At 69.2% G+C, this 23514-nt stretch carries 17 protein-coding genes and 1 pseudogene; 1 reads left to right on the top strand and 17 read right to left on the bottom strand.

Going from position 1 to position 23514, the window contains the following annotated elements:
* Positions 1 to 59: 59 nt before the first annotated feature.
* The 5 genes and pseudogenes from IG08_RS63080 to fmt form a co-directional block, all read right to left on the bottom strand.
* Positions 60 to 488 (bottom strand): annotated as a pseudogene (locus IG08_RS63080) (TniQ family protein); the annotation flags it as partial.
* On the bottom strand, positions 485 to 1633 hold the full coding sequence (locus tag IG08_RS0126295) for a TniB family NTP-binding protein (protein ID WP_030607106.1): 1149 nt from the start codon (positions 1631 to 1633) through the stop codon (positions 485 to 487). The gene IG08_RS0126295 and the pseudogene IG08_RS63080, both read right to left, overlap by 4 nt.
* Positions 1630 to 4704, bottom strand: coding sequence for a TnsA-like heteromeric transposase endonuclease subunit (locus tag IG08_RS0126290; RefSeq protein ID WP_078655755.1), 3075 nt, complete (start codon positions 4702 to 4704; stop codon positions 1630 to 1632). The genes IG08_RS0126295 and IG08_RS0126290 overlap by 4 nt, the downstream gene beginning before the upstream one ends.
* A gap of 231 nt (positions 4705 to 4935) precedes the next feature.
* Positions 4936 to 6354, bottom strand: a complete 1419-nt coding sequence (locus tag IG08_RS0126285; protein WP_030607102.1) for an RsmB/NOP family class I SAM-dependent RNA methyltransferase — start codon at positions 6352 to 6354, stop codon at positions 4936 to 4938.
* A 64-nt stretch (positions 6355 to 6418) separates the two neighbouring features.
* Positions 6419 to 7351: a methionyl-tRNA formyltransferase gene (gene fmt, locus IG08_RS0126280; RefSeq protein WP_030607100.1), complete on the bottom strand. Its 933-nt coding sequence runs from the start codon at positions 7349 to 7351 to the stop codon at positions 6419 to 6421.
* 347 nt (positions 7352 to 7698) lie between these two features.
* Between fmt and IG08_RS0126275 the strand changes: the two genes are divergently transcribed.
* Positions 7699 to 8250, top strand: a complete 552-nt coding sequence (locus IG08_RS0126275; protein WP_030607099.1) for a hypothetical protein — start codon at positions 7699 to 7701, stop codon at positions 8248 to 8250.
* Between the two features lie 200 nt (positions 8251 to 8450).
* Here the strand turns inward: IG08_RS0126275 and IG08_RS0126270 are convergent, their stop codons facing one another.
* From IG08_RS0126270 to IG08_RS0126215, 12 genes are all read right to left on the bottom strand, one after another.
* Positions 8451 to 10601 (bottom strand): primosomal protein N', encoded by a 2151-nt coding sequence (locus IG08_RS0126270; protein WP_030607097.1) that lies wholly within the window; start codon positions 10599 to 10601, stop codon positions 8451 to 8453.
* Positions 10602 to 10770: 169 nt separating this feature from the next.
* Positions 10771 to 11979: a methionine adenosyltransferase gene (metK, locus tag IG08_RS0126265; protein ID WP_030607094.1), complete on the bottom strand. Its 1209-nt coding sequence runs from the start codon at positions 11977 to 11979 to the stop codon at positions 10771 to 10773.
* A gap of 240 nt (positions 11980 to 12219) precedes the next feature.
* Entirely contained in the window at positions 12220 to 13422 is a 1203-nt protein-coding gene (coaBC, locus tag IG08_RS0126260) for a bifunctional phosphopantothenoylcysteine decarboxylase/phosphopantothenate--cysteine ligase CoaBC (protein ID WP_030607092.1), read from the bottom strand.
* 124 nt (positions 13423 to 13546) lie between these two features.
* The gene (rpoZ, locus tag IG08_RS0126255) at positions 13547 to 13819 is read right to left on the bottom strand and encodes a DNA-directed RNA polymerase subunit omega (RefSeq protein ID WP_003988945.1); all 273 of its coding nucleotides are present in this window, start codon (positions 13817 to 13819) and stop codon (positions 13547 to 13549) included.
* Between the two features lie 83 nt (positions 13820 to 13902).
* Positions 13903 to 14496, bottom strand: coding sequence for a guanylate kinase (gene gmk / locus IG08_RS0126250; RefSeq protein WP_030607090.1), 594 nt, complete (start codon positions 14494 to 14496; stop codon positions 13903 to 13905).
* 60 nt (positions 14497 to 14556) lie between these two features.
* A complete protein-coding gene (locus IG08_RS0126245; RefSeq protein ID WP_003977346.1) occupies positions 14557 to 14880 on the bottom strand; it encodes an integration host factor in 324 nt (107 codons plus the stop codon).
* A gap of 311 nt (positions 14881 to 15191) precedes the next feature.
* Positions 15192 to 16034, bottom strand: a complete 843-nt coding sequence (pyrF, locus tag IG08_RS0126240) for an orotidine-5'-phosphate decarboxylase (RefSeq protein ID WP_030607088.1) — start codon at positions 16032 to 16034, stop codon at positions 15192 to 15194.
* Positions 16031 to 17137, bottom strand: a complete 1107-nt coding sequence (locus IG08_RS0126235; RefSeq protein WP_030607085.1) for a quinone-dependent dihydroorotate dehydrogenase — start codon at positions 17135 to 17137, stop codon at positions 16031 to 16033. The genes pyrF and IG08_RS0126235 overlap by 4 nt, the downstream gene beginning before the upstream one ends.
* Positions 17138 to 17189: 52 nt before the next feature.
* A complete protein-coding gene (gene carB, locus IG08_RS0126230; RefSeq protein WP_030607082.1) occupies positions 17190 to 20498 on the bottom strand; it encodes a carbamoyl-phosphate synthase large subunit in 3309 nt (1102 codons plus the stop codon).
* Positions 20491 to 21648 (bottom strand): glutamine-hydrolyzing carbamoyl-phosphate synthase small subunit, encoded by a 1158-nt coding sequence (carA, locus tag IG08_RS0126225; RefSeq protein WP_030607079.1) that lies wholly within the window; start codon positions 21646 to 21648, stop codon positions 20491 to 20493. The genes carB and carA overlap by 8 nt, the downstream gene beginning before the upstream one ends.
* The gene (locus IG08_RS0126220) at positions 21645 to 22226 is read right to left on the bottom strand and encodes a PH-like domain-containing protein (RefSeq protein WP_030607076.1); all 582 of its coding nucleotides are present in this window, start codon (positions 22224 to 22226) and stop codon (positions 21645 to 21647) included. The genes carA and IG08_RS0126220 overlap by 4 nt, the downstream gene beginning before the upstream one ends.
* Positions 22223 to 23509 carry a dihydroorotase gene (locus IG08_RS0126215; protein ID WP_030607073.1) on the bottom strand — a complete coding sequence of 429 codons (1287 nt, stop codon included), beginning with the start codon at positions 23507 to 23509 and terminating at the stop codon, positions 22223 to 22225. The genes IG08_RS0126220 and IG08_RS0126215 overlap by 4 nt, the downstream gene beginning before the upstream one ends.
* Between the last annotated feature and the right edge of the window lie 5 nt (positions 23510 to 23514).

Raw genomic sequence — 23514 nt, 5'->3', positions numbered from 1 at the left:
TTGCCCCGGCTACGAGGAATCTCTCCGCACGAGGGACAGGTATCCGCCAGGAGCATGCGATGGCGTGTGCACGCGAAGGTGAAGGCTAAGCGCCACGACAGCTGCCAACGTCCGCCGGATTCCTTCAGGCACGCAGGGCAGAAGCGGGAACCACATGCCCGTCCCCACATTCGCCGTCGGTCGACGCGACGACGGTGTGAGTCGATAAACAGCGCCTTTCCGTGCCATCGGGCCAGCGTCATGCGCCGCAACGTTCCGGAATCGGTACCAGTGACCAAAGCGAGGTGCGCACACTCCGCAGGAGTCAGGGCGATGGTCCATGGCGGGTTCATCAGAGGATTTTGAGGGGCTACACCGCTCAGTCCCAAGGCTTCGGCGACCTGAGTGAGCGGAGCCCTGTTGCGGCAGGCCATAGCCTCGAGCCAGCTGTCCAGCCCTTCGCCTTCCACCGGTTCGATCCGCAGTGGGAGTGTGCGCGCCAAGCTCATCCGCCGCCGTCTTTCCCGGTGGCTACGGTGTGGGCCTCGCTCCTCTTCGAGGTCCAGCGCCGAGCCCGCAGGGAAGCCTCAAGCTGTACGCGTGCCTTCTCGGAGGCAGCGTCGATTTTGACGCTGTCCAGGAGCTCTTGGTCGAGCCGTTCGGTCCCCGTCCGCATAGCCCGCTGGCAGCCACGATTGACCAGTGTCATGAGCGAGCCGATGTGTCCGGTGGTACGGGCATAGAAATAGTCCGACAACTCGTTGGCCAGCATGCCAGGGAACTTCTCAGCCAGCACAATGCGCTTCTCCAGCCACAGCATCAGCCTCCGCCACTCAATCCGACCTTTTTCGTCGTTCACCAGGAACGGATCCATCGACAGGGGCGTGGTGCGTCGGGCGGTCTGGGCGAGTGTGACGTCCCCGCACTGGTCCGTCTCGGAGTACAGGCCGCGGCTCGCCAGCTCGACACCCACGAAGATCAAGGTGACGGGAAACTCATTAGCGATGTGCTTGAAGTGGTTGCTGACTTCCCTGCCGTTACGGTCCGACCACCTCAGAAAGTGCAGATCGTCGACGATCAGGATTTTCGTCTCACAGTCGAGGATGCAGTCCAACGCCCGCTGCAGGAACTCCGCGGAAGTCCCCCTGAAACGAGCCGGGTGAGCGAAGAACTCCAAAATGGCACGATTGAAGTCCTTCATGCCGATGTTACTGGTGAGCCCCACACGGCATACCGGCCACCGTTCCTGGCCTGCCTGCGTAAATTCGCCTTCTTCCGAGATCTCCCTGCGATGGAACTTCTGCGCGAAGTGAAGCACTGCCGTGGTCTTCCCCAGGCCCGGGAAAGCGTCCACCGCGACTGCCCCTTTGGCCTTGTCGCCGTCCTGAAGGTTACTGTCGACGATGTCCCATAGGTCTTCTTGCAGTGCGATGAGCTGCGGCGTCTTGATCGGCCCGAGATTGGCGTGCCAGTCCCGCCGCTGCCGGTCGTAGACCGCGCGTGCCGGGTTGCTCAGCGCGGTGAGTTCTTCAACCGTTAGCCTGTCAGGCTGAATACGTCCTGGCGTCTCGGCCAGTTGGCGAAAGCCTTCCTTGCGCGAGAGTGTCAGATTGTCGAGCGGTGGGCGTTCTGGTTGCGGCGTCCCGTCGGTCATGCGTCCTCCAGAGCATCCGCGTAGAAGTCGTCGTCATCATCGTCATCGGGACCCTCGAGGCTGTGGCCAGGGCCGCCGAGTTCGTCGTCGTCATCGTCATCACCTGGCTGTTGGCCCTCGTACGGCTCAGGCTCGGGATCCTCATCGCCCTCTGCCAGCACCACGGAATCAGCTGTCAGCACCCGCGCCACAGACGGCAACGCGGCAGCCTCGTCGGCAGCATCGGTGGACGGCAGCTCGATGGCCGACTGTTCGCGCGCCATCCGCAAGGCCATACGCCGCTCGGCCCTCGTCATACCCAGACCGAGGTTCCAGCGCTCCAGCAGGTCGGCCATCGCACTCTCGTCGTCGGGGTAGGGGTACTTTTTCGCGGCCAGTTGCCTGGCCAGTTCCAATGCTTCTTCACTGACCGGGAACTTCATGGCTGGCGCATGCTCCCAAGTCAGCGTGTGCCACTTCCGGGTTTCAGGGCGGCGGAAGTAGACGCGCGTAATGTCGTCGGGATCGACCTGGATGGGCCAACCCCCCTTGGCGCGCGGTCCGGTGTAGGGACTCGTCTGATTGCGCAGACCGTTCAGGCCTGGTCCGTTGTAGCGGCATCGACGGGTCTCGACACCGTAGGAGTGGATCGGCTTCCATTCGGTCTTGAGGAACTCGAATCCCAGGTCTGGATCGCGGGGAACCTCGATGTAGCCGGCGCGGGCGATGCCGTGGTCGAACATGGCAGCTGGAGACAGCCTCAGTCCCGGAACTCGCGGATCGACCAGGCCATCATGGGGACGGTGGTGGTAGACCACTGCGACCCATTCCCGGATGATCGCCTCAAGTTCGTTCAGGAAGAAGTAGGCCTCACCCTCCGGGTTCACCCCACGTGCATAGATGTCCGGCCCCTTGTATCCGGGGAGCGTCTCCAGTAACCCTTTGCGCAGCGTGAGAAAGAATCTTTCGATGGGCCCCTTGTCACGCCCCGTACGCAGACGGGCCGGCTGAATCGACAGTCCCAACCGCTGGCACACGCTGGTGATGTGCTCGGAGACGTAGACCTTGCCGTGGTCGACCACAAGAGTCTCCGGGACAAGCGCCGGCCCTGCTGCTCCCTGGCCAGTGACCCGGGCTGCAGCGTCCGCCATCGGGCCCTCAATCGCGTCCCGATCCAACAAGACCGCGCGAGGAACGCCATGGTCAGGCCAGACCGCATGGCTCGGCCAGTCCTTCCCCGCCTGGCGGGGGCGGTAGGCCTGAAACAGTGTCGCCGCAACATCGACGGACTTGGTGGATACCGGAGTGAGCCGCAGCCCCGCGATACAGCGGTCGTACCAATCCATGGCGACGGTCAACTCCGGCTGCACCCACCGCAGTGTCATCGGGTCCAGAGCGAAGACATCCAGTCGATTGGTGTCCATCAGCAAGTATTCGCCCGGCCTTGTCGGACGCAACTTCCCGTACACGCCGGTCGGACGGGCAGCAATGTCCCGGTTCCTCTTCGCGCTCAGCCTGAACGTCGGCCGACGCTTCTCCAGCTCACGCAGCCACCGATACGCCGTGGGCCTCGAAGGAACCCGCACCTCGCCCTTGCCATAGCGGGCATCCAAGCGAGGTCGCATACTGCGGATGACCAACGCCTGACTCGGCGTCGAATCATCTTCGTACTCCGCCATGATCTCCAAGGCCATCTCCACCCACCGCGGATCAGCCCGCCCCACACCCCCCGCATCGACTGCCCGCTCCGGCCGGTCACGCGTCAACGCAGCTTCCCGCTCAAGCTGGAAAGCACTCACCCACCTAGTGAGCGTGCGCAGGCCGACCCCCAGCTCGTCCGCCTTGGCCTGGTAGCGAGCCATCTTCGGTGTTCCCGGCGCATACTGCAGGCGTGGTTCCCCTGGAGCTGCCAACTCCGGTGATCCGGACCGAAAGCCACAGATCACTTCATTGAGGTGAGCGGCTCGTTCACGAACCTTCTCAAGCTCGTCGTCGTCGAGCTGAGCCAGAACCACTGAAGCGGTCTCACCCGGGTCGCCAGACGAAGGTCCGGGCTTGGCGGCAATGACGCGGGCCCGGCCCGAGGCCAGAACTTCCCTCAAGGACAGCCGGAACCTGCGGCCCCGCCCGTCCTTGACCAGGATTTCATTTCCGGCTGCAGATCCGAACATTTCCTCGACGGTGACAACTTCACCATCGTAATGGAACCGCGTCCCCACACCCACGCGTACCGCGCCGTCTCCGCTCATCCGTCCTCCCGTACCCCCATTTCCGGCGCGCTGCGGCGGGATAACCTCCGTGTCGCCGTACTCGTAATCCTCGATTGGGTCTGGCAGTGTGTTCATCCCAGCCCCCACGACCGTGGCTGGCTCCTGGCGCAACACATGCTGCTCGGACAGAATCTCGCTCAAGTTGGTGGACAGATCCTGATTCCACAGCAGATGCAGGACAGCGGCGCGAACGAGCTCATCTGGCCAGCGAGGGAAGGCGTGGAACGCCTCTCCCAAAGTCGCTCCATGAAGGTCATGACCGCGCATTTCTTCCAGCATCTCCGCCTCGAAGAGCCAGTCACGCCTGTAACCAGCCAAGAATCGGAGATTGGCCATCTCCTCCTCTGGAGGTTCACACCACGCCTGGAATTCCCAGCCGCAAGACTCCATCACTTTACGAGCCCAGCCGAGCGAGAAAGCGATCTTCGGCCGCGTCAGCAAATGGCGGGGCTTGACATCCACCACCAAAGGAACCATGCCGTCTCGAAGAATCAAGAAGTCGGGGACATGCCTCCTTAACGTCCCATCGATTTCTGCTGTAATCAAAAACGGCTGAGCAAATATCGCTCTGCCGTCTCGTGTAAAATCAGCATAAATCAAACGCGTGAGTTCCAGTCGTGATTCATAGATCACATGGGAGCGCATAGTTGAGGACCAGTAGAATCCCGAGTAGTGCTTCTGCCCGTAATACCAACGGAACGTACGCCACGGGGTGGAGAACTCCAGGAGGTCATCAACACTCGCGTGCGGCCAGGTCCTCACTGCGATCTCGCCGTCACTTCTGCGCAACTTCACCGAGACGGAATCGATAGACCTCGCCATGCGACCTCCCGAGGAAGCGGAGCGATGACCTCAAAGCAGTAGCTACGAGTCCCATCACCTTGAAGGTCACACGGGAGCGGCGAACCGTACAGAGGGCACCGCAAACTTCCACATACACGAGCGACGGTTCGAACGTCTATCCGTCTCACTTCGGTGACCGATTGGTCGGACACTGGCCAACTAGAATGAGAATTGGTCACTCATTTTGAGAACCTACACTCGCGCCACCCCTCAGCCGGTCCGCCGGATGAGCGCCAGATACATCGCGTCGGTCCCGTGCACATGCGGCCACAGCTGTACGTCGGGACCCTCACCGAGGTCCGGTACGCCCGGCAACAGGGGCCGCGCGTCGAGGAGTTCGGCCTCGGGGTGCTGCTTGAGCAGGTCGTCCACGACGGCCCGGGTCTCGGCGAGATGCGGCGAGCAGGTGGCGTAGCCGACGACCCCGCCGACCCGCACGGAGTCGAGCGCGGTGCGCAGCAGTCCGCGCTGCAGCGGCCCGAACCCGTCGAGGTCCTCGGGCCTGCGCCGCCACCGCGCCTCGGGCCGCCGCCGCAGCGCGCCCAGCCCGGTACACGGCACGTCCATCAGCACCCGGTCGAAGCTGCCGGGCAGCCACGGCGGCCGGGTCCCGTCGGCGGCGATGACCTGATACGGCCCCGGATTGCCGGCCAGCGCCTTGGCGACCAGCCCGGCCCGGTGCGGCTGCTTCTCGGAGGCCAGCAGCATCGCCCCGCGCTCCGCGGCGAGTGCGGCGAGCAGCGCGGCCTTGCCGCCGGGCCCGGCACACCCGTCGAGCCACTTCTCGTCCCGACCCTCCAGGGGCGCGTTCGCGAGGGCCAGCGCCACGAGCTGGCTCCCCTCGTCCTGCACACCGGCCCGGCCTTCCCGCACGGCGTCGACGGCACCGGGCTCTCCGCCCTCGGCCAGCCGCACGGCGTACGGCGACCAGCGCCCCGGCACCGCGGACTCCTCCCGCAGCAGCTCCTCGGCAGTGGACCGCCCGGGCCGGGCGACCAGGGTCACCTCGGGCCGCTCGTTGTCGGCCGCCAGCAGCTCCTCGATACCCGCCCGTCCGCCGCCCAGGGAGTCCCACAGCGCGGAGACGACCCAGCGCGGGTGCGAGTGCACGACAGCGAGGTTGTCCTCGGGGTCGTCGTCATAGGGAGGGGCGACCTTGGCGATCCACCCGTCGAGATCGTCCTGCGCGACCTTCCTGAGGACCGCGTTGACGAACTTGGCCCGCCCGTCGCCGAGGACGACCCGGGCGAGCTCGACGGACGCGGACACGGCGGCGTGCGTCGGGATACGCGTCCCGAGCAGCTGGTGCACCCCGAGACTGAGCACATCGAGCACGGGCGGGTCGACTTCCCGCAGCGGCCGGTCGACACACGAGGCGATGACGGCGTCGTACGTCCCCTGCCGCCGCAGCGTGCCGTACACCAGCTCGGTGGCGAGGGCCGCGTCCCGCCCGTCGAAGTCACCCTTCTCCCGCGCCTTCCGCAGCAGGGGCGGGAGCACGAGGTTGGCGTACGCGTCCCGCTCGTCCACGGCGCGCAGCGCCTCGAAGGCGAGGATGCGGACGGGGTCCTTCTGGGGCCGACGGTAGGGCTTGCCGGGCTTGCGGGGCCCACGGGGCTGGTCGCTCACGAAAAAGGTGCTCCGGATTTCAGGATGGGATACCTGCCAAGCGTACGTCCCACCCGTCCGCCCGCTACTCCCCGAGGGTCTCGCCGTCGGCGATACGCACGCCACGCGCCCAGTCCGCCGCCTTCATCGGCTTCTTGCCCTGGGCCTGCACCCACAGCAGCTCGACGCCGTACGAACCGGTGCCGACGTGGACGCTGTTCTTGCCGACGGACAGCGTGCCGGGCGCCAGATCGGTCCGGTCGGGCACCGAATGGACCTGGATGAGCTTGAGCCGCTCGCCCCGGAAGGTCGTCCAGGCACCGGGGGACGGATGGCATCCCCGCACGACGCGGTCCACCCGCAGCGCCGGGGCGGCCCAGTCGACCCGGGCGTCCTCGACGGAGATCTTCGGCGCGACGGTGATCCCCTCGGACGGCTGCGGCAGGGCCTTCAGCGTGCCGTCCTCGATCCCGTCCATGGTCGCCGCGAGCAGCCCGGCGCCGGCGAAGGCGAGCCGGGTCAGCAGGTCGCCGCTGGTGTCGGTGGACCGGATCTCCTCGGTGACCGTGCCGTAGACGGGACCGGAGTCGAGCCCTTCTTCGATGAGGAACGTCGAGGCGCCCGTGATCTCGTCCCCCGCCATGATGGAGTGCTGCACGGGAGCGGCCCCGCGCCAGGCGGGCAGCAGCGAGAAGTGCAGGTTGACCCAGCCCTGGGCGGGGATGTCGAGGGCGACCCGCGGGAGCAGCGCGCCGTAGGCGACGACGGGGCAGCAGTCGGGGGCGATCTCCCGGAGCCGCTCCAGGAACTCCGGATCCCGCGGCTTCAGGGGCTTCAGCACCTCGATGCCGGCCTCCTCGGCCCGCTCGGCGACGGGGCTCGCGACCAGCCTGCGCCCCCGCCCGGCCGGAGCGTCGGGCCGCGTGACGACGGCGGCCACCTCGTGCCGCCCGGAGGCGATCAGAGCGTCCAGAGCGGGAACAGCGACCTCGGGGGTACCGGCGAAGACGAGCTTCATGGGTGGGCAGGGCCTCTCGGGCGGGGTGGGTACGGGCAACGCACAAGTTTATGGGGGGAGGACGCGGAAGTGCCCGCCGCCCACGAGGAGAGAGCCGCAGGCGGCGACAAGCCCCCACAGGAGAGTCCGGCCTCCTGGCCGACTGGAAACAGGTGGTGCGCGGGTGGGAGAACGCCAAAGGCCGAAGGCCGAGGCGCAAACGATCCCCCACAGGCGCACGCATATGCCGGTACGCCCCCTCTGCGTGACCAGCGGAGCGTAAACGCGTTGGTCAAGAAAGAGTTGACCACAACGGGCCGCAATCGCGCGGCCCCATCCTTTTCATCGCCGGTTCGAGAGGCTTGTTCATGGCCGACCACGCAACCCACGACGCCCAGGCTCGGGCCAGCCTGCACTTGCTGGTGCGGGACATCGAGCGGGTCCGCCGGCAGGTGGACGCACTGCGCACGCTCACCGCCCAGCTGGGCAACGTCTACCGCCCGCGCCGCTCCGGCCCCTCCACGGGCTTCGTCGTCTACGGACGCGCCCCCGCCCCGACGGTCCGTCTCGCCCAGGAGCTGCGGGACAGTGTCGAGACCCTCGTGACGGCCGCGGTCGACTTCGACCGCTCGCTGGGCTTCTCGTGGGACGCGGTGGGCTCCGCCCTCGGGGTCACCAAGCAGGCGGTCCACCGCCGCTACGGCGCCCGCCGCGCCGCGACCCAGGCGGCCGCCGACACCGAGCGCACCACGGACCCGTCGGCCACGCGCACTGTCAGCGTCAACACCGGCATTCCCTCGGTGCCCGCGGTCCCCACGGTCCCCGCGGCCCGTTCCATGCCGACCCAGCCCACGGCAGGCAGCCCGGCACTCCGCGAGGAGGCCAGGCCGACCGCCTTCCCCGGCCCCCGCAACGGCTGACCGATCCCGCGCCACATCTGCCCTCCCGGAGCTCTCCGGGAGGGCAAACACATTCCTCACCGCCCAGCCGCCGACGGTGCTCAGCCCCCACAGGGGCCACCCGCACCCGACCACGATTCCCGCACGGCTGGTGCGGGTGGGAACACAAACCCGGCCGAAGGCCGGGTGCCCCCCACGCACCCGCACCAGACCACACACCGTCACCCGATATCAGGCGGATCGATCCGCACCCGCACCACGGCCTCGCCACCCCCACGCGCCATCCGCGAGGCCTGCGCAGCCTTCAGCGCGGAGGCCAACGCCGCCCCACTCCCCGGCGGCACCCGCACAAGCACCCTCTCCCACCGCTCACCCACAGGCGGCGCCCCAACCCGCCGCGGCCCCCCCGCCGCCGTAACAGCCACCGGCACGGGCCCCAACACCTGCGCCTCGCGAGGCAGTTCCACCGCCCCCAGAAACTCGGCAAGCGCCTCCGCGGCCCCCGACACCGCCGCCATCCGCGACACCGGCGGAAACCCCAGCTCGGCCCGCTCGGCAAGCTCCCGCACCGCATGACCGACGGGGTCCCACCGCACCAGCGCCTGCACAGGCCGCAGGGTCGGCTCGGCGACGACCACCACGGTCCCCCCGGCACCCTGCGGCCGTACGAGAGCCGCGGCCGCGATCCACCGCCGCAGCGCGTCCTCACCGGCCCGCAGATCAGGTCTCCCGAGCATGGCCCAGCCGTCCAGCAACAGGGCCGCCGCATACCCACCCTCGGCAACGGGCTCGGCCCCCGGCGTACTCACCACCAGCGCAGGCGCCCCCGGCACGGTGTCCAGCACATGCTCACGCCCCGAGGTCCGCACCGGAACCGCCGGAAACGCCCTCCCCAGCTCCTCGGCGGTACGCCGCGCCCCCACTACCTGCGCCCGCAGCCGGAAAGACCCGCACTCCGGGCAGTGCCAGGCCGCTTCCTCCTGCCCGCACCACCCGCACCGCAGGGCCCCCGCGTCCTGCCCCTCCAGGGGCCCGACGCAGTGCCGGCACCGGGCGGGCGCACGGCAGTTGGCACACGCCATCCGCGGGACGTACCCCCGCCGGGGCACCTGCACGAGCACCGGCCCGTGCCGCAGCCCCTCCCTGACGGCCTGCCAGGCGAGAGTGGGCAGCCGGGCGGCCCGCGCGGCCTCGTCACGCGCGAGATCGTGGTCCCCCACGGTCCGCACAAGCGGGGCGGCAGCCCGCACCTGCTCCCGCGCGGCGACCAGCGGCCGCGCCCACCCGCTCTCCACGAGCTGCGCGGCCTCCACGGTGCAGCTCCAGCTGCCCAGCAGGAAGCCGCACTTGTCCTGGGCGGCACGCAGCAACAGCACCTCGCGCGCGTGGGGCTGCGGGGCGTGCTGCTCACTGTGGCTGTCGTCGCCGTCGTCCCAGAGCGCGACGAGCCCAAGATCCCGCACCGGAGCGAACATGGCGGCCCGAGTCCCCACCACGGCCCGCACCGCCCCCCGCCGCACGGCAAGCCACTCCCGGTACCGCTTCTCCGGCCCGGCATCGGCAGTGAGGACAGCATGCCGCCCCTCCCCCAACAGCTGGGTCAGCGCGGCGTCGACCCGGGCGACCGCCCGCCCGTCCGGCAGGACGACGAGCGCACCGCGCCCGGAGGCCAGCGTCGCCGCCACGGCCCGCGCCAGCTCCTCGCTCCACTCCGGCCCGGGCAACGCGTTCCACACGGCACGCGGCGCGCCTCCCGTGGCCAGCGACTCCAGGAAGGCGGCCCCCTGTTCGTACCGCCCCCAGGACCCGGTCTCGGGCACTCCCGGCGGCGGCAGCGGCGCGGGCGAGGGCCGCTGCTCGGCCCGGGCGTTCCGGGGCGGCACGGCAAGCTGCAGCACATCGGCAAGGCTCCCCGCGTACCGATCGGCAACGGCCCGGGCAAGCCCCAACAGCTCCTCACTCAACACCCGCTCGGGCGAGACGACCTGGGCGAGCGCGGCCAGCGGCCCGGAGTAGTCGGACTCGGCCAGCCGCTCGACGAGAAACCCGTCGATCAGCCCGCCGCCCTCACGCCGCCCTTCCCGCACCCGATGCCGCCCGGCCCCGAACCGCACCCGCACCCGCACCCCGGGCTGCGCGTCGGCGTCGAGCTCCTCGGGCACGGCATAGTCGAAGTACCGATCAAGATGCAGCACCCCCTTGTCGACCAGCACCCGGGCAACCGGCAGCTCCTTGGCCAGCGCCGCCCCCCGCCAGGTCCGCGGCTTGGCCCGCGGCACCGCCGCCTTCCGCACGCTCTCCCGAATGAGCGCGAGCTGCTCGGGCGGCGCACCCTCCACGCCGTCCCGCGTCGGTCCGTCCTCGCTGCTCACACTTGCATTCTTACCAAACCCCACTGACAACCGACGTCGGCGGAGCTCCCCACCGGCGACGGCACGCACGCAGCCAGGCCCACCGATCCAACCCGACGGTTCACGACGCGAACGCGCCGAGGCCCGGCTCCCCCCAAAGGGAACCGGGCCTCGCAGCGAGCCGTGGGACCTACAGCCCCGCTGCCTTACGCAGCGCGTCCACGCGGTCCGTCTTCTCCCAGGTGAACTCGGGCAGCTCACGGCCGAAGTGGCCGTACGCCGCCGTCTGGGCGTAGATCGGGCGGAGCAGGTCGAGGTCGCGGATGATCGCGGCCGGGCGGAGGTCGAAGACCTCGTCGATGGCCTTCTCGATCTTGTCGGTGTCGACCTTGGCGGTGCCGAAGGTCTCGACGAAGAGGCCGACGGGCTCGGCCTTGCCGATCGCGTACGCGACCTGGACCTCGCAGCGGGAGGCGAGGCCCGCCGCGACGACGTTCTTGGCGACCCAGCGCATGGCGTAGGCGGCCGAACGGTCCACCTTGGACGGGTCCTTGCCGGAGAACGCGCCGCCGCCGTGGCGGGCCATGCCGCCGTACGTGTCGATGATGATCTTGCGGCCGGTCAGGCCGGCGTCGCCCATCGGGCCGCCGATCTCGAAGCGGCCGGTCGGGTTGACCAGCAGGCGGTAGCCCTCGGTGTCCAGCTTGATGCCCTCGTCGAGGAGCGCCTTCAGCTCGGCCTCGACGACGAACTCGCGGATGTCGGGAGCCAGGAGCGACTCGAGGTCGATGTCGCTGGCGTGCTGGGAGGAGACGACGACGGTGTCCAGGCGGACCGCCTTGTCGCCGTCGTACTCGATGGTGACCTGCGTCTTGCCGTCCGGGCGCAGGTAGGGGATGGTGCCGTTCTTGCGAACCTCGGACAGCCGCTTCGCCAGGCGGTGCGCCAGGAAGATCGGCAGCGGCATCAGGGTCGGGGTCTCGTCGGTCGCGTAACCGAACATCAGGCCCTGGTCGCCGGCGCCCTGCTTGTCCAGCTCGTCCTCGTCGCCCTCGACCCGGTTCTCGTAGGCCGTGTCGACACCCTGTGCGATGTCCGGGGACTGCGCGCCGATCGACACCGACACGCCGCAGGAGGCGCCGTCGAAGCCCTTCTTCGAGGAGTCGTAACCGATCTCCAGGATCTTGTCGCGCACCAGCTGGGCGATGGGCGCGTAGGTCTTGGTGGTGACCTCACCGGCCACGTGCACCAGACCGGTTGTGATCAGCGTCTCGACGGCGACCCGGGACGTCGGGTCCTCCTTCAGAAGCGCGTCGAGAATGGTGTCGCTGATCTGGTCAGCGATCTTGTCGGGGTGACCCTCGGTCACGGACTCCGAGGTGAACAGGCGACGGGACACAACGCTCCCTGGGGTTGCAGCGGCTGCTGGCTGATCATGGGCGGACGGGCTCGGGGGCTGCGCCCGGCACCGTCCGAGAACAGTTTATCGGTCGCGCTCGGCCACCGGCCCCCCTGTCTCGCCTCTCGGGAGGGCTGTGACCTGCGGCACGGGCATTCTGCCCAATCGGCTGCCCACTTGGCCAGGGGCGCCACACCCGATTGAGCGAGGTTTGAGGGACCTGCGAAGCGAATGCAACATTCAGTTCAGGCGTTCGGCCACCAGGTCCCACACGGTTTCGGCCAGGGCTTCCTTCGGGCCGTGCGACACCGGAGTCTCGCTGCCGTCGGCGCCCAGTACCACAGCTTCGTTCTCCTCGGCCCCGAAAGTCTTACGCTCCCCCACCTCGTTGACGACCAGGAGGTCGCAGCCCTTGCGCGCCAGCTTCGCGCGGCCGTTGGCCAAGACGTCGTCCGTCTCGGCGGCGAAGCCGACGACCACCTGTCCGGGGCGGGCCCGGTCCGCCGAGATCTCCGCGAGGATGTCCGGATTCCGTACCAGGACGATGGGCTCGGGATCCTGGCCGTCCTTCTTCTTGATCTTCCCGGCCGCGTAGGCCGCCGGCCGGAAGTCCGCGACCGCCGCGGCCATGACGACCGCGTCGGCGTCCGCGGCCGCCTTCAGGACCGCTTCGCGCAGCTGCACGGCCGTCCCGACCTGTACGACGTCCACGCCGGCCGGGTCCGGCAGGCCGGTGTTCGCGGCGATGAGCGTGACCCGGGCGCCGCGCGCGGCGGCAGTGCGGGCGAGGGCGTACCCCTGCTTGCCGGAGGAGCGGTTGCCGAGGAAGCGGACCGGGTCGAGGGGCTCGCGGGTGCCCCCGGCGCTGACGACGACGTGCCGGCCCTTGAGGTCGGGCTCGGTGACGCCCCGGGACAGGACGCGGCGGCAGACGCCGTAGATCTCCGTCGGGTCGGGCAGGCGGCCCTTGCCGGTGTCGACGCCGGTCAGACGGCCGACGGCCGGCTCGATCACGATCGCGCCGCGCCTGCGCAGCGTCGCCACGTTCTCCTGGGTGGCCGGGTGCTCCCACATCTCCGTGTGCATGGCGGGCGCGAAGACGACCGGACAGCGGGCGGTGAGGAGGGTGTTGGTGAGGAGGTCGTCGGCGATGCCGTGGGCCGCCTTCGCGAGGATGTCCGCGGTGGCGGGTGCGACGACCACCAGGTCGGCGTGCTGGCCGATGCGGACGTGCGGGACCTCGTGGACGTCGTCCCAGACCTCCGTGGAAACGGGGTTGCCGGAGAGGGCGGACCAGGTCGCGGCACCCACGAAGTGCAGCGCGGAGGCGGTGGGTACCACGCGCACCTCATGCCCCGACTCCGTCAGCCTGCGCAGCAGCTCACAGGCCTTGTACGCGGCGATGCCACCGCTGACGCCCAGAACGACCTTCGGCTTGTCCACCAGGTCTCCCATTCGTTGAACCTACGACTCCATGCTGCATCACAGCGGGGGACGACCCCCGCGCCCCCGGACACACCACAGGCCCGGCAGTCGCGCCGCCGGGCCTGTCATGCGAAACGAACGATTACTGCGCCGGGCCCTCAACGGCCTCGGACGTCAGGAGACCCGCGTTGATCTCGCGCAGGGCGATCGAGAGCGGCTTCTCGTGCACGTGGGTGTCGACGAGCGGACCGACGTACTCGAGGAGGCCCTCGCCGAGCTGCGAGTAGTACGCGTTGATCTGGCGGGCCCGCTTGGCCGCGTAGATCACGAGGCTGTACTTCGAGTCGGTGGCCTCGAGGAGCTCGTCGATCGGCGGGTTGATGATGCCCTCGGGCGCGGAGATGGAAGAGGACACGCTCTACCTTCCGATGGATGGGAAAAGATCGGTCGTGATCACAGCACCAGTGGTCACTGCACTAGCCGTCACGGCACTAGTGATCACACAACATCCATCAAGGCTAGCAGCTCACGAGCCACGTCCTCGACGGAGGTGTTTACCAAGGTCACGTCGAACTCCGGCTCGGCCGCGAGTTCGACCTTCGCCGCCTCCAGGCGACGTGCGATCACCTCGGGCGGCTCGGTGCCCCGTCCGGTGAGCCGGCGCACGAGCTCCTCCCAGGAGGGAGGAGCCAGGAACACCAGCTGGGCCTCCGGCATGGCCGCACGGACCTGCCGGGCGCCCTGGAGGTCGATCTCCAGGAGGACGGGCTCGCCCGCCTCCAGCCGCTCCAGCACGGCCGCACGCGGCGTGCCGTAGCGGTTGCCGGCGAACTCGGCCCACTCCAGCAGCTCGCCGTTGGCGATCAGCTTGTCCATCTCCTCGTCGGTGACGAAGAAGTACTGGACACCGTGCTTCTCGCCGGGGCGGGGCCTGCGGGTCGTCGCCGACACCGAGAGCCAGACCTCGGGATGTTCCTTGCGCATATGGGCGACGACCGTGCTCTTGCCGACCCCTGAGGGGCCGGAGAGCACGGTCAGCCGCGGACGTACGTCCGGGGGCTCGGGGGTCGTCCCCCGGAATGTTGCAGCCATGCAGCGATTATTCCAGCAATCCCGGAGTGCCCGGGACTCCCCCGTCCGGAGCGCCCGGGATCAGGATCCGGTGCTGCCGAACTCACGCTCCAGGGACGCGATCTGGTTGGAACCGAGACCCCGCACGCGGCGGCTCTCGGAGATACCGAGTCGCTCCATGATCTGCTTGGCGCGGACCTTGCCCACGCCCGGCAGGGACTCGAGCAGGGCGGAGACCTTCATCTTGCCGATGACGTCGTTTTCCTGGCCCTGCTTGATGACCTCATGCAGGGAGGCGCCGGAGTGCTTGAGTCGATTCTTGACCTCGGCCCGCTCCCGGCGAGCCGCGGCGGCCTTTTCGAGCGCGGCTGCGCGCTGTTCAGGGGTAAGGGGCGGAAGAGCCACGCCTACGTCACCTCGGATGTCGAACTGTCGGATACGGACCGGTGAGGAACCTAGTCGCCCCACACCTGGGGAGCCACGAGCAACACGCTTGCCCGTTGACTCTCGTCGGAGACTAGCGGCCAAGTCCGCCAGAGTCAGCGAGAACAGCGGAAAAGTCCTGGTCAGCCTCCGCCAGGTCGGATATTTCAGACATACTGCCCCGGATTTGAGAATGTATTCAGCCTCAAGCCGACCTCGACACCCTCGACGGAGCACTCATCGGAGGACTCGATCGAGCGATTCGAACACCTCGGCCGACCACGGCGAACGTCTCAGGCCGCATCCACAGCGGACCTGATCTCCTCCGCGAAGCGGTCCGCGGACACCCGCAGCGCCACGACATCGGGACCGTGCCTCAGCACCCCGCGGCTGACGTTCGGGACGACATTGCGCACCGCGGAGCCGAAGACGCCGGGCAGGTCGGCCGGAGTGGCCCCCTGGGCGCCGATGCCGGGCGCGAGGAGCGGGCCGTTGATGGCGAGGTCGTACGAGGACAGGTCGCCGAGCGTGGCACCGACCACCGCGCCGAAGGAGCCCAGGGGCTCCTCCCCCGTGTTCTCGGCGGCGAGGTGGGCCAGGATCGTCTCCCCGACGTTCCGGCCGTCCGCACGGACGGCGTGCTGGACCTCGCCGCCCTCCGGGTTGGAGGTGAGCGCGAGCACGAACAGGCCCGTGCCGCTCTCCCGGGCCAGCGCGATCGCCGGCGAGAGCGATCCGTAGCCGAGATACGGCGAGACGGTCAGCGCGTCCGAGAACAGCGGGGAGTCCTTGTGCAGGAAGGCCTCGGCGTACCCGGCCATGGTCGAGCCGATGTCGCCGCGCTTGGCATCCATCACGACCAGCGCACCGGCCGCGCGAGCCTCCTCGACCGTCTTCTCCAGGACGGCGATGCCGCGCGACCCGAAGCGCTCGAAGAAGGCGCTCTGCGGCTTCAGGACGGCGACCCGGTCAGCCATGGCCTCGACGACCGTACGGCTGAACCGCTCCAGGCCGGCGACGTCGTCGTTCAGGCCCCACTCGGAGAGCAGGGACGCGTGCGGGTCGATGCCGACACAGAGCGGGCCACGCTCGTCCATCGCCCGGCGGAGGCGCGCGCCGAAGGGCTCGAGAGTCATGCCGTCTTCCTCACGTCGGCGCCGACCGCGTCGGCGAGGGTGGCGTGCGGGCTCGTGCGCAGGCGCGCGGCGAGGCCCTTGTGGATGGCGCGGCCCCAGAAGGGACCTTCGTAGATGAACGCGCTGTAGCCCTGGACCAGCGTGGCGCCCGCCAGGATGCGCTGCCAGGCGTCCTCGGCGTTCTCGACGCCCCCGACGCCCACGAGGGTGATCCGGTCGCCCACGCGCGCGTACAGGCGGCGCAGGACCTCCAGGGAGCGCGCCTTGAGCGGCGCCCCGGAGAGCCCACCGGCCTCCTTCACCAGCGAGGGTTCGGACTTCAAACCGAGTCCGTCGCGCGCGATGGTCGTGTTGGTCGCGATGATCCCGTCCAGGCCGAGCTCGACGGCCAGGTCGGCGACCGCGTCGACGTCCTCGTCGGCGAGGTCCGGCGCGATCTTCACCAGGAGCGGGACGCGGCGGGCGGTCACCGTGCGGTCGGCGGCCTCGCGGACGGCCCTCAGGAGCGGGCGCAGCGCCTCCGTGGCCTGGAGGTTGCGCAGGCCGGGCGTGTTCGGGGAGGAGACGTTGACGACCAGGTAGTCGGCGTACGGCGCGAGCCGCTCGGTCGACTTCACGTAGTCGCCGACCGCCTCGCCCTCCGGAACGACCTTCGTCTTGCCGATGTTGACGCCCACGACGGTCCTGAAGACCGGCTCACGGGACGCCAGGCGGGCCGCCACGGCCAGCGAGCCCTCGTTGTTGAAGCCCATGCGGTTGATGAGCGCGCGGTCCGGCACGAGCCGGAACAGCCGCTTCTTGGGGTTGCCCGGCTGCGGCTCCCCCGTGACCGTGCCGATCTCGACGTGGTCGAAGCCGAGCATCGACATGCCGTCGATGGCGATCGCGTTCTTGTCGAACCCGGCCGCGAGGCCGAACGGGCCGTGCATCCGCAGCCCGAACGCCTCGGTCCGCAGCTCCTTGTGACGGGGAGCGAGGGCGGCCGCGACGAAGGTGCGCAGCACGGGGACGCGAACGGCCAGCCGGATCCAGCGGAAGGCCAGGTAGTGGGCCTGCTCCGGGTCCATCCGTTGGAAAACCAGACGGAAGAAAAGCTTGTACATCTGTGTGTCCTCACGAAGAGGGGGACACCTTCCGGTGTCCCCCTCAAGGCTGCTAGTCGCGGGCCGCGGTCAGGTGTTCGGCGTGTTCCTGGAGTGAACGGACGCCCACGTCACCGTGGTTGAGTGCGTCGATGCCCTGGACGGCGGCGGCGAGCGCCTGGACCGTCGTCAGACACGGCACCGACCGCGCCACGGCCGCCGTACGGATCTCGTAGCCGTCGAGGCGGCCACCGGTGCCGTACGGCGTGTTGACGATGAGGTCGACCTCGCCGTCGTGGATGAGCTGGACGATGGTCTTCTCGCCGTTCGGGCCGATGCCCTCGGACTGCTTGCGCACGACGATGGCGTTGATGCCGTTGCGCTTGAGGACCTCGGCGGTGCCGGACGTGGCGAGCAGCTCGAAGCCGTGGGCGACCAGTTCGCGCGCCGGGAAGATCATCGAGCGCTTGTCCCGGTTGGCGACCGAGATGAAGGCGCGGCCCTTGGTGGGCAGCGGGCCGTAGGCGCCGGCCTGCGACTTGGCGTACGCCGTGCCGAAGACGGAGTCGATGCCCATGACCTCGCCGGTGGAACGCATCTCCGGGCCGAGGACCGTGTCGACGCCGCGCCCGTGGATGTCGCGGAAGCGCGACCACGGCATGACGGCCTCCTTGACGGAGATCGGCGCGTCGAGCGGGAGCTCACCGCCGTCGCCGTTCGCCGGAAGCAGCCCCTCCGCGCGCAGTTCGGCGACGGTCGCGCCCAGGGAGATCCGGGCGGCGGCCTTGGCCAGCGGCACCGCGGTCGCCTTCGAGGTGAAGGGGACCGTACGGGACGCGCGCGGGTTGGCCTCGAGGACGTAGAGGATGTCCCCGGCCATCGCGAACTGGATGTTGATCAGGCCGCGGACGCCGACGCCCTTGGCGATGGCCTCCGTCGAGGCCCGCAGGCGCTTGATGTCGAAGCCCCCCAGGGTGATCGGGGGCAGCGCGCAGGCCGAGTCGCCGGAGTGGATGCCGGCCTCCTCGATGTGCTCCATGACGCCGCCGAGGTAGAGCTCCTCGCCGTCGTAGAGCGCGTCCACGTCGATCTCGATCGCGTCGTCGAGGAAGCGGTCGACCAGGACCGGCCGGGAGGGGCTGATCTCGGTCGACTCGGCGATGTAGGAGGCCAGCCGGGTCTCGTCGTAGACGATCTCCATGCCGCGCCCGCCGAGGACGTACGACGGCCGCACCAGGACCGGGTAGCCGATCTCGTCGGCGATGGCCTTGGCGCCGGCGAAGGTGGTGGCGGTGCCGTGCTTGGGCGCCGGCAGGCCCGCCTCCGCGAGGACCCGGCCGAAGGCGCCGCGGTCCTCGGCGGCGTGGATGGCCTCGGGGGGCGTGCCGACGATGGGCACGCCGTTGTCCTTGAGCGCCTGCGCCAGACCCAGCGGGGTCTGCCCGCCGAGCTGCACGATCACGCCCGCGATCGGGCCGGCCAGCGACTCCGCGTGGACGATCTCCAACACGTCTTCCAGCGTGAGCGGCTCGAAGTACAGGCGGTCGGAGGTGTCGTAGTCCGTGGAGACGGTCTCCGGGTTGCAGTTGACCATCACGGTCTCGTACCCGGCGTCGGACAGCGCGAAGGAGGCGTGGACGCAGGAGTAGTCGAACTCGATGCCCTGGCCGATGCGGTTGGGGCCGGAGCCCAGGATGATCACCGCGGGCTTCTCGCGCGGGGCGACCTCGGTCTCCTCGTCGTAGGAGGAGTAGAAGTACGGCGTCTTCGCGGCGAACTCGGCGGCGCAGGTGTCGACCGTCTTGTAGACCGGGCGGATGCCCAGCGCGTGCCGCACCTCGCGCACGACGTCCTCGCGCAGCCCCCGGATCTCACCGATCTGCTGGTCGGAGAAGCCGTGCCGCTTGGCCTCGGCGAGCAGCTCGCGGGTCAGCTCCGGCGCCTCGGCGAGCTCGTCGGCGATCTCCTTGATGAGGAAGAGCTGGTCGACGAACCAGGGGTCGATCTTCGTGAACTCGAAGACCTCCTCCTGCGTGGCGCCCGCGCGGATGGCCTGCATGACGGTGTTGATCCGGCCGTCGGTGGGACGGACGGCCTCCGCCAGCAGTTCGGCCTTGTCGCCGGGCTCGCCGACGAACGTGAACTGGCTGCCCTTCTTCTCCAGCGAGCGCAGTGCCTTCTGGAAGGCCTCGGTGAAGTTGCGGCCGATCGCCATGGCCTCGCCGACCGACTTCATGGTCGTGGTCAGCGTGGAGTCGGCGGACGGGAACTTCTCGAAGGCGAAACGCGGGGCCTTCACGACCACGTAGTCGAGAGTCGGCTCGAAGGACGCCGGGGTCTTCTCGGTGATGTCGTTCGGGATCTCGTCCAGCGTGTAGCCGACGGCCAGCTTCGCGGCGATCTTGGCGATCGGGAAGCCGGTCGCCTTGGAGGCGAGCGCCGAGGAGCGCGACACGCGCGGGTTCATCTCGATGACGATGACGCGGCCGTCGACCGGGTCGATCGCGAACTGGATGTTGCAGCCGCCGGTGTCGACGCCGACCTCGCGGATGATCGCGATACCGACGTCACGAAGGCGCTGGTACTCGCGGTCGGTCAGCGTCATCGCCGGAGCGACGGTGATGGAGTCGCCGGTGTGCACGCCCATCGGGTCGAAGTTCTCGATGGAGCAGACGACCACGACGTTGTCGTTCTTGTCGCGCATCAGCTCCAGTTCGTACTCCTTCCAGCCGAGGATGGACTCCTCGAGGAGCACCTCGGTGGTCGGCGAGAGCGTGAGGCCCTGGCCGGCGATGCGGCGCAGCTCCTCCTCGTCGTGGGCGAAGCCGGAGCCGGCGCCTCCCATGGTGAAGGACGGGCGGACGACGACGGGATAGCCGCCGAGCGTCTCGACGCCCTGCAGCACGTCGTCCATGGAGTGGCAGATCACGGACCGGGCGGACTCGCCGTGCCCGATCTTCTTGTTGACCTCTTCCACGACGTCCTTGAAGAGGTCGCGGTCCTCGCCCTTGTTGATCGCCTCGACGTTGGCGCCGATGAGCTCGACGCCGTACTTCTCGAGCGTCCCCGCCTCGTGCAGCGAGATGGCCGTGTTGAGGGCCGTCTGGCCGCCCAGGGTGGGCAGCAGCGCGTCCGGACGCTCCTTGGCGATGATCTTCTCGACGAACTCCGGGGTGATCGGCTCGACGTACGTGGCGTCGGCGATCTCCGGGTCGGTCATGATCGTCGCCGGGTTGGAATTGACCAGGATGACCCTGAGGCCCTCGGCGCGCAGGATGCGGCACGCCTGGGTCCCGGAGTAGTCGAACTCGGCGGCCTGGCCGATGACGATCGGGCCGGAGCCGATGACCAGGACGGACTGGATATCGGTGCGCTTAGGCACGCTGGCCCTCCATCAGGGATACGAAGCGGTCGAACAGGTAGGCGGCGTCGTGCGGGCCGGCTGCCGCTTCGGGGTGGTACTGGACGCTGAAGGCCGGCTGGTCGAGCAGCTGCAGACCCTCCACCACGTCGTCGTTGAGGCAGACGTGGGAGACCTGGGCGCGGCCGTAGGGCGTGTCGGACACCTTGTCGAGCGGGGCGTCGACGGCGAAGCCGTGGTTGTGCGCGGTGACCTCGACCTTGCCGGTCGTGCGGTCCTGCACCGGCTGGTTGATGCCGCGGTGGCCGTACTTCAGCTTGTAGGTGCCGAAGCCGAGCGCCCGGCCCAGGATCTGGTTGCCGAAGCAGATGCCGAACAGGGGCGTCCTGCGCTCCAGGACGGCCTGCATCACGGAGACCGGGTGATCGGCCTTCTCCGGGTCACCGGGGCCGTTGGAGAAGAACACGCCGTCGGGGTTGACCGCGTAGATGTCCTCGGCGGTCGCGGTGGCGGGCAGCACGTGCACCTCGATGCCGCGCTCGGCCATGCGGTGCGGGGTCATGCCCTTGATGCCGAGGTCGACCGCGGCGACGGTGAACTTCTTCTCACCGATGGCGGGGACGACGTACGCCTCCTTGGTGGCCACCTCCTCGTAGAGGCTGGCGCCCTTCATCTCGGGCGCCTGGCGCACCTCGGCGAGCATGGTGCCCTCGTCGGGCAGCGCGTTGCCGGAGAAGATGCCGACGCGCATGGCGCCGCTCTCCCGCAGGTGGCGCGTCAACGCGCGCGTGTCGATGCCGGAGATACCGACGACGCCCTGCTTGACCAGCTCCTCGTCGAGGGAGCGGCGGGAGCGCCAGTTGGACGGCACGCGCGCGGGGTCGCGCACGACGTATCCGGCGACCCAGATCTGCTTCGACTCGGGGTCCTCGTCGTTGACGCCGGTGTTGCCCACGTGCGGGGCGGTCATCACGACGACCTGGCGGTGGTACGACGGGTCGGTGAGGGTCTCCTGGTAGCCGGTCATGCCGGTGGAGAACACGGCCTCGCCGAAGGTCACCCCCACGGCCCCGTAGGCACGGCCGCGGAACATCCGGCCGTCCTCCAGGACGAGTACCGCGGGAGACACCTCTTTCCTCTTCGAGGCGTTCCCCTTTGTGGAGGTCGTCATCGTTCGGCGCCTTCCGTGCTGGTTGATTTGATCATGGAGTTAATGACGTCGACCCATTCGTTGTGCTCGGCCGCGCGGTCGGAGCGGAACCCGGAGTCGATCAGCCGGTCGCCGTGCGCCCAGGTCACGACGAGCAGGCCGCCCTCGGTCAGGACCTTGCCGGCGATGCCCTTGTCGAGCCGGGCCTCGCGCAGCGCGGCGGCCGGCACGAAGAAGTCGGCCGCTCCGGGGCGTACGACGTCCAGTCCCGCGTCCGTCAGCGTGAGCTCGACCCGGCTGCGGGTGCCGAGGCCGTGGGCCACGATGCGGTCCAGCCACTGCCCGGCGGTGGTGGAGCCGTGGTAGCGGCCGCTCAAGCTCAGTTTCGCCGGGCCGGGCTCGACCGGCGCGGTGGGCAGCTCGGGCAGGTCGCCCTGGAGCGTGCCGCGCCACTTCCAGCCCTCGCGCATCAGCCAGTAGACGAGCGCGACGAAGAGGGCGAGTCCGACGAGCCAGCCGATGCGTGCGGCCCAGTCGGTGACCTCGGCCGACTTCTTCTCGGCTGCGAGACCGGTGGCCAGCAGAATTACAGGTGTCACGTGAGCTTCCCGTCGACGAGCGTGGCCTTGCCCCGGAGCCACGTGTGCGTCACACGGCCCGGCAGCTCACGCCCCTCGTACGGGGTGTTCCGGCTGCGCGAGGCGAAGCCCGCGGGGTCCACGGACCCACGGTATTCCGTGTCGACGAGCGTGAGGTTGGCGGGCTCACCAGCCGAGACGGGACGCCCGTGCCCCTTGGCCTGCCCGATCCCGGCGGGCTTGAAGGACATGCGCTCGGCGACTCCGGCCCAGGTGAGGAGCCCGGTGTCCACCATGGTCTCCTGCACCACTGACAACGCGGTCTCCAGGCCCACCATCCCCATGGCGGCCGCGGCCCACTCGCAGTCCTTGTCCTCGTGCGGGTGCGGGGCGTGGTCGGTGGCGACGATGTCGATCGTGCCGTCGGCGAGCGCCTCGCGCAGGGCGAGCACGTCGCGCTCGGTGCGCAGCGGCGGGTTCACCTTGTAGACCGGGTTGTACGACCGCACCAGCTCGTCGGTGAGGAGCAGGTGGTGCGGGGTGACCTCGGCGGTGACGTCGATGCCGCGGGACTTGGCCCAGCGGACGATCTCCACCGAGCCGGCGGTCGACAGGTGGCAGATGTGGACGCGGGAACCGACGTGCTCGGCGAGCAGGACATCCCGGGCGATGATCGATTCTTCGGCCACCGCGGGCCAGCCGCCGAGGCCCAGCTCTGCGGAGACGACGCCCTCGTTCATCTGGGCGCCCTCGGTCAGCCGCGGCTCCTGCGCGTGCTGGGCGACGACCCCGCCGAAGGCCTTCACGTACTCCAGCGCCCGCCGCATGATCACGGCGTCGTCGACGCACTTGCCGTCGTCGGAGAAGACGGTGACACCGGCCGCCGACTCGTGCATGGCACCCAGCTCGGCGAGCTTCCTGCCCTCCAGGCCGACGGTGACGGCTCCGATGGGCTGCACATCGCAGTAGCCGTGCTCCTGGCCGAGCCGGTAGACCTGCTCGACGACGCCGGCGGTGTCGGCGACCGGGAAGGTGTTGGCCATGGCGAACACGGCGGTGTAGCCACCGGAGGCCGCCGCGCGCGTGCCGGTCAGCACGGTCTCGGAGTCCTCGCGGCCCGGCTCGCGCAGATGGGTGTGCAGGTCGACCAGGCCCGGCAGCAGCACCTTGCCGCCGGCCCCGACGACCTCGGCACCGTCGGCGGACAGTCCGGTACCGACCGCCTCAATGAGCGAACCGTCGATCAGGACGTCCTGCGGTTCGCCGCCGAGCACCTTCGCACCACGGATCAGGATCTTGCTCATGTGAC

It is taken from the genome of Streptomyces fulvoviolaceus (assembly GCF_000718165.1).
Classification (GTDB): domain Bacteria; phylum Actinomycetota; class Actinomycetes; order Streptomycetales; family Streptomycetaceae; genus Streptomyces; species Streptomyces fulvoviolaceus.
The sequence above is the reverse complement of the archived record's forward strand: the minus strand, read 5'-3'. Positions and strand labels throughout refer to the sequence as shown.

What these genes read in the sequence shown, in the direction of transcription:
- IG08_RS0126295 (WP_030607106.1), bottom strand. Translation starts at nt 1,633, where the DNA reads ATGACCGACGGGACGCCGCAACCAGAACGCCCACCGCTCGACAATCTG.
- IG08_RS0126290 (WP_078655755.1), bottom strand. Translation starts at nt 4,704, where the DNA reads ATGGCGAGGTCTATCGATTCCGTCTCGGTGAAGTTGCGCAGAAGTGAC.
- fmt (WP_030607100.1), bottom strand. Translation starts at nt 7,351, where the DNA reads ATGAAGCTCGTCTTCGCCGGTACCCCCGAGGTCGCTGTTCCCGCTCTG.
- IG08_RS0126275 (WP_030607099.1), top strand. Translation starts at nt 7,699, where the DNA reads ATGGCCGACCACGCAACCCACGACGCCCAGGCTCGGGCCAGCCTGCAC.
- gmk (WP_030607090.1), bottom strand. Translation starts at nt 14,496, where the DNA reads ATGGCTGCAACATTCCGGGGGACGACCCCCGAGCCCCCGGACGTACGT.
- pyrF (WP_030607088.1), bottom strand. Translation starts at nt 16,034, where the DNA reads ATGACTCTCGAGCCCTTCGGCGCGCGCCTCCGCCGGGCGATGGACGAG.
- IG08_RS0126235 (WP_030607085.1), bottom strand. Translation starts at nt 17,137, where the DNA reads ATGTACAAGCTTTTCTTCCGTCTGGTTTTCCAACGGATGGACCCGGAG.
- carA (WP_030607079.1), bottom strand. Translation starts at nt 21,648, where the DNA reads ATGACGACCTCCACAAAGGGGAACGCCTCGAAGAGGAAAGAGGTGTCT.
- IG08_RS0126215 (WP_030607073.1), bottom strand. Translation starts at nt 23,509, where the DNA reads ATGAGCAAGATCCTGATCCGTGGTGCGAAGGTGCTCGGCGGCGAACCG.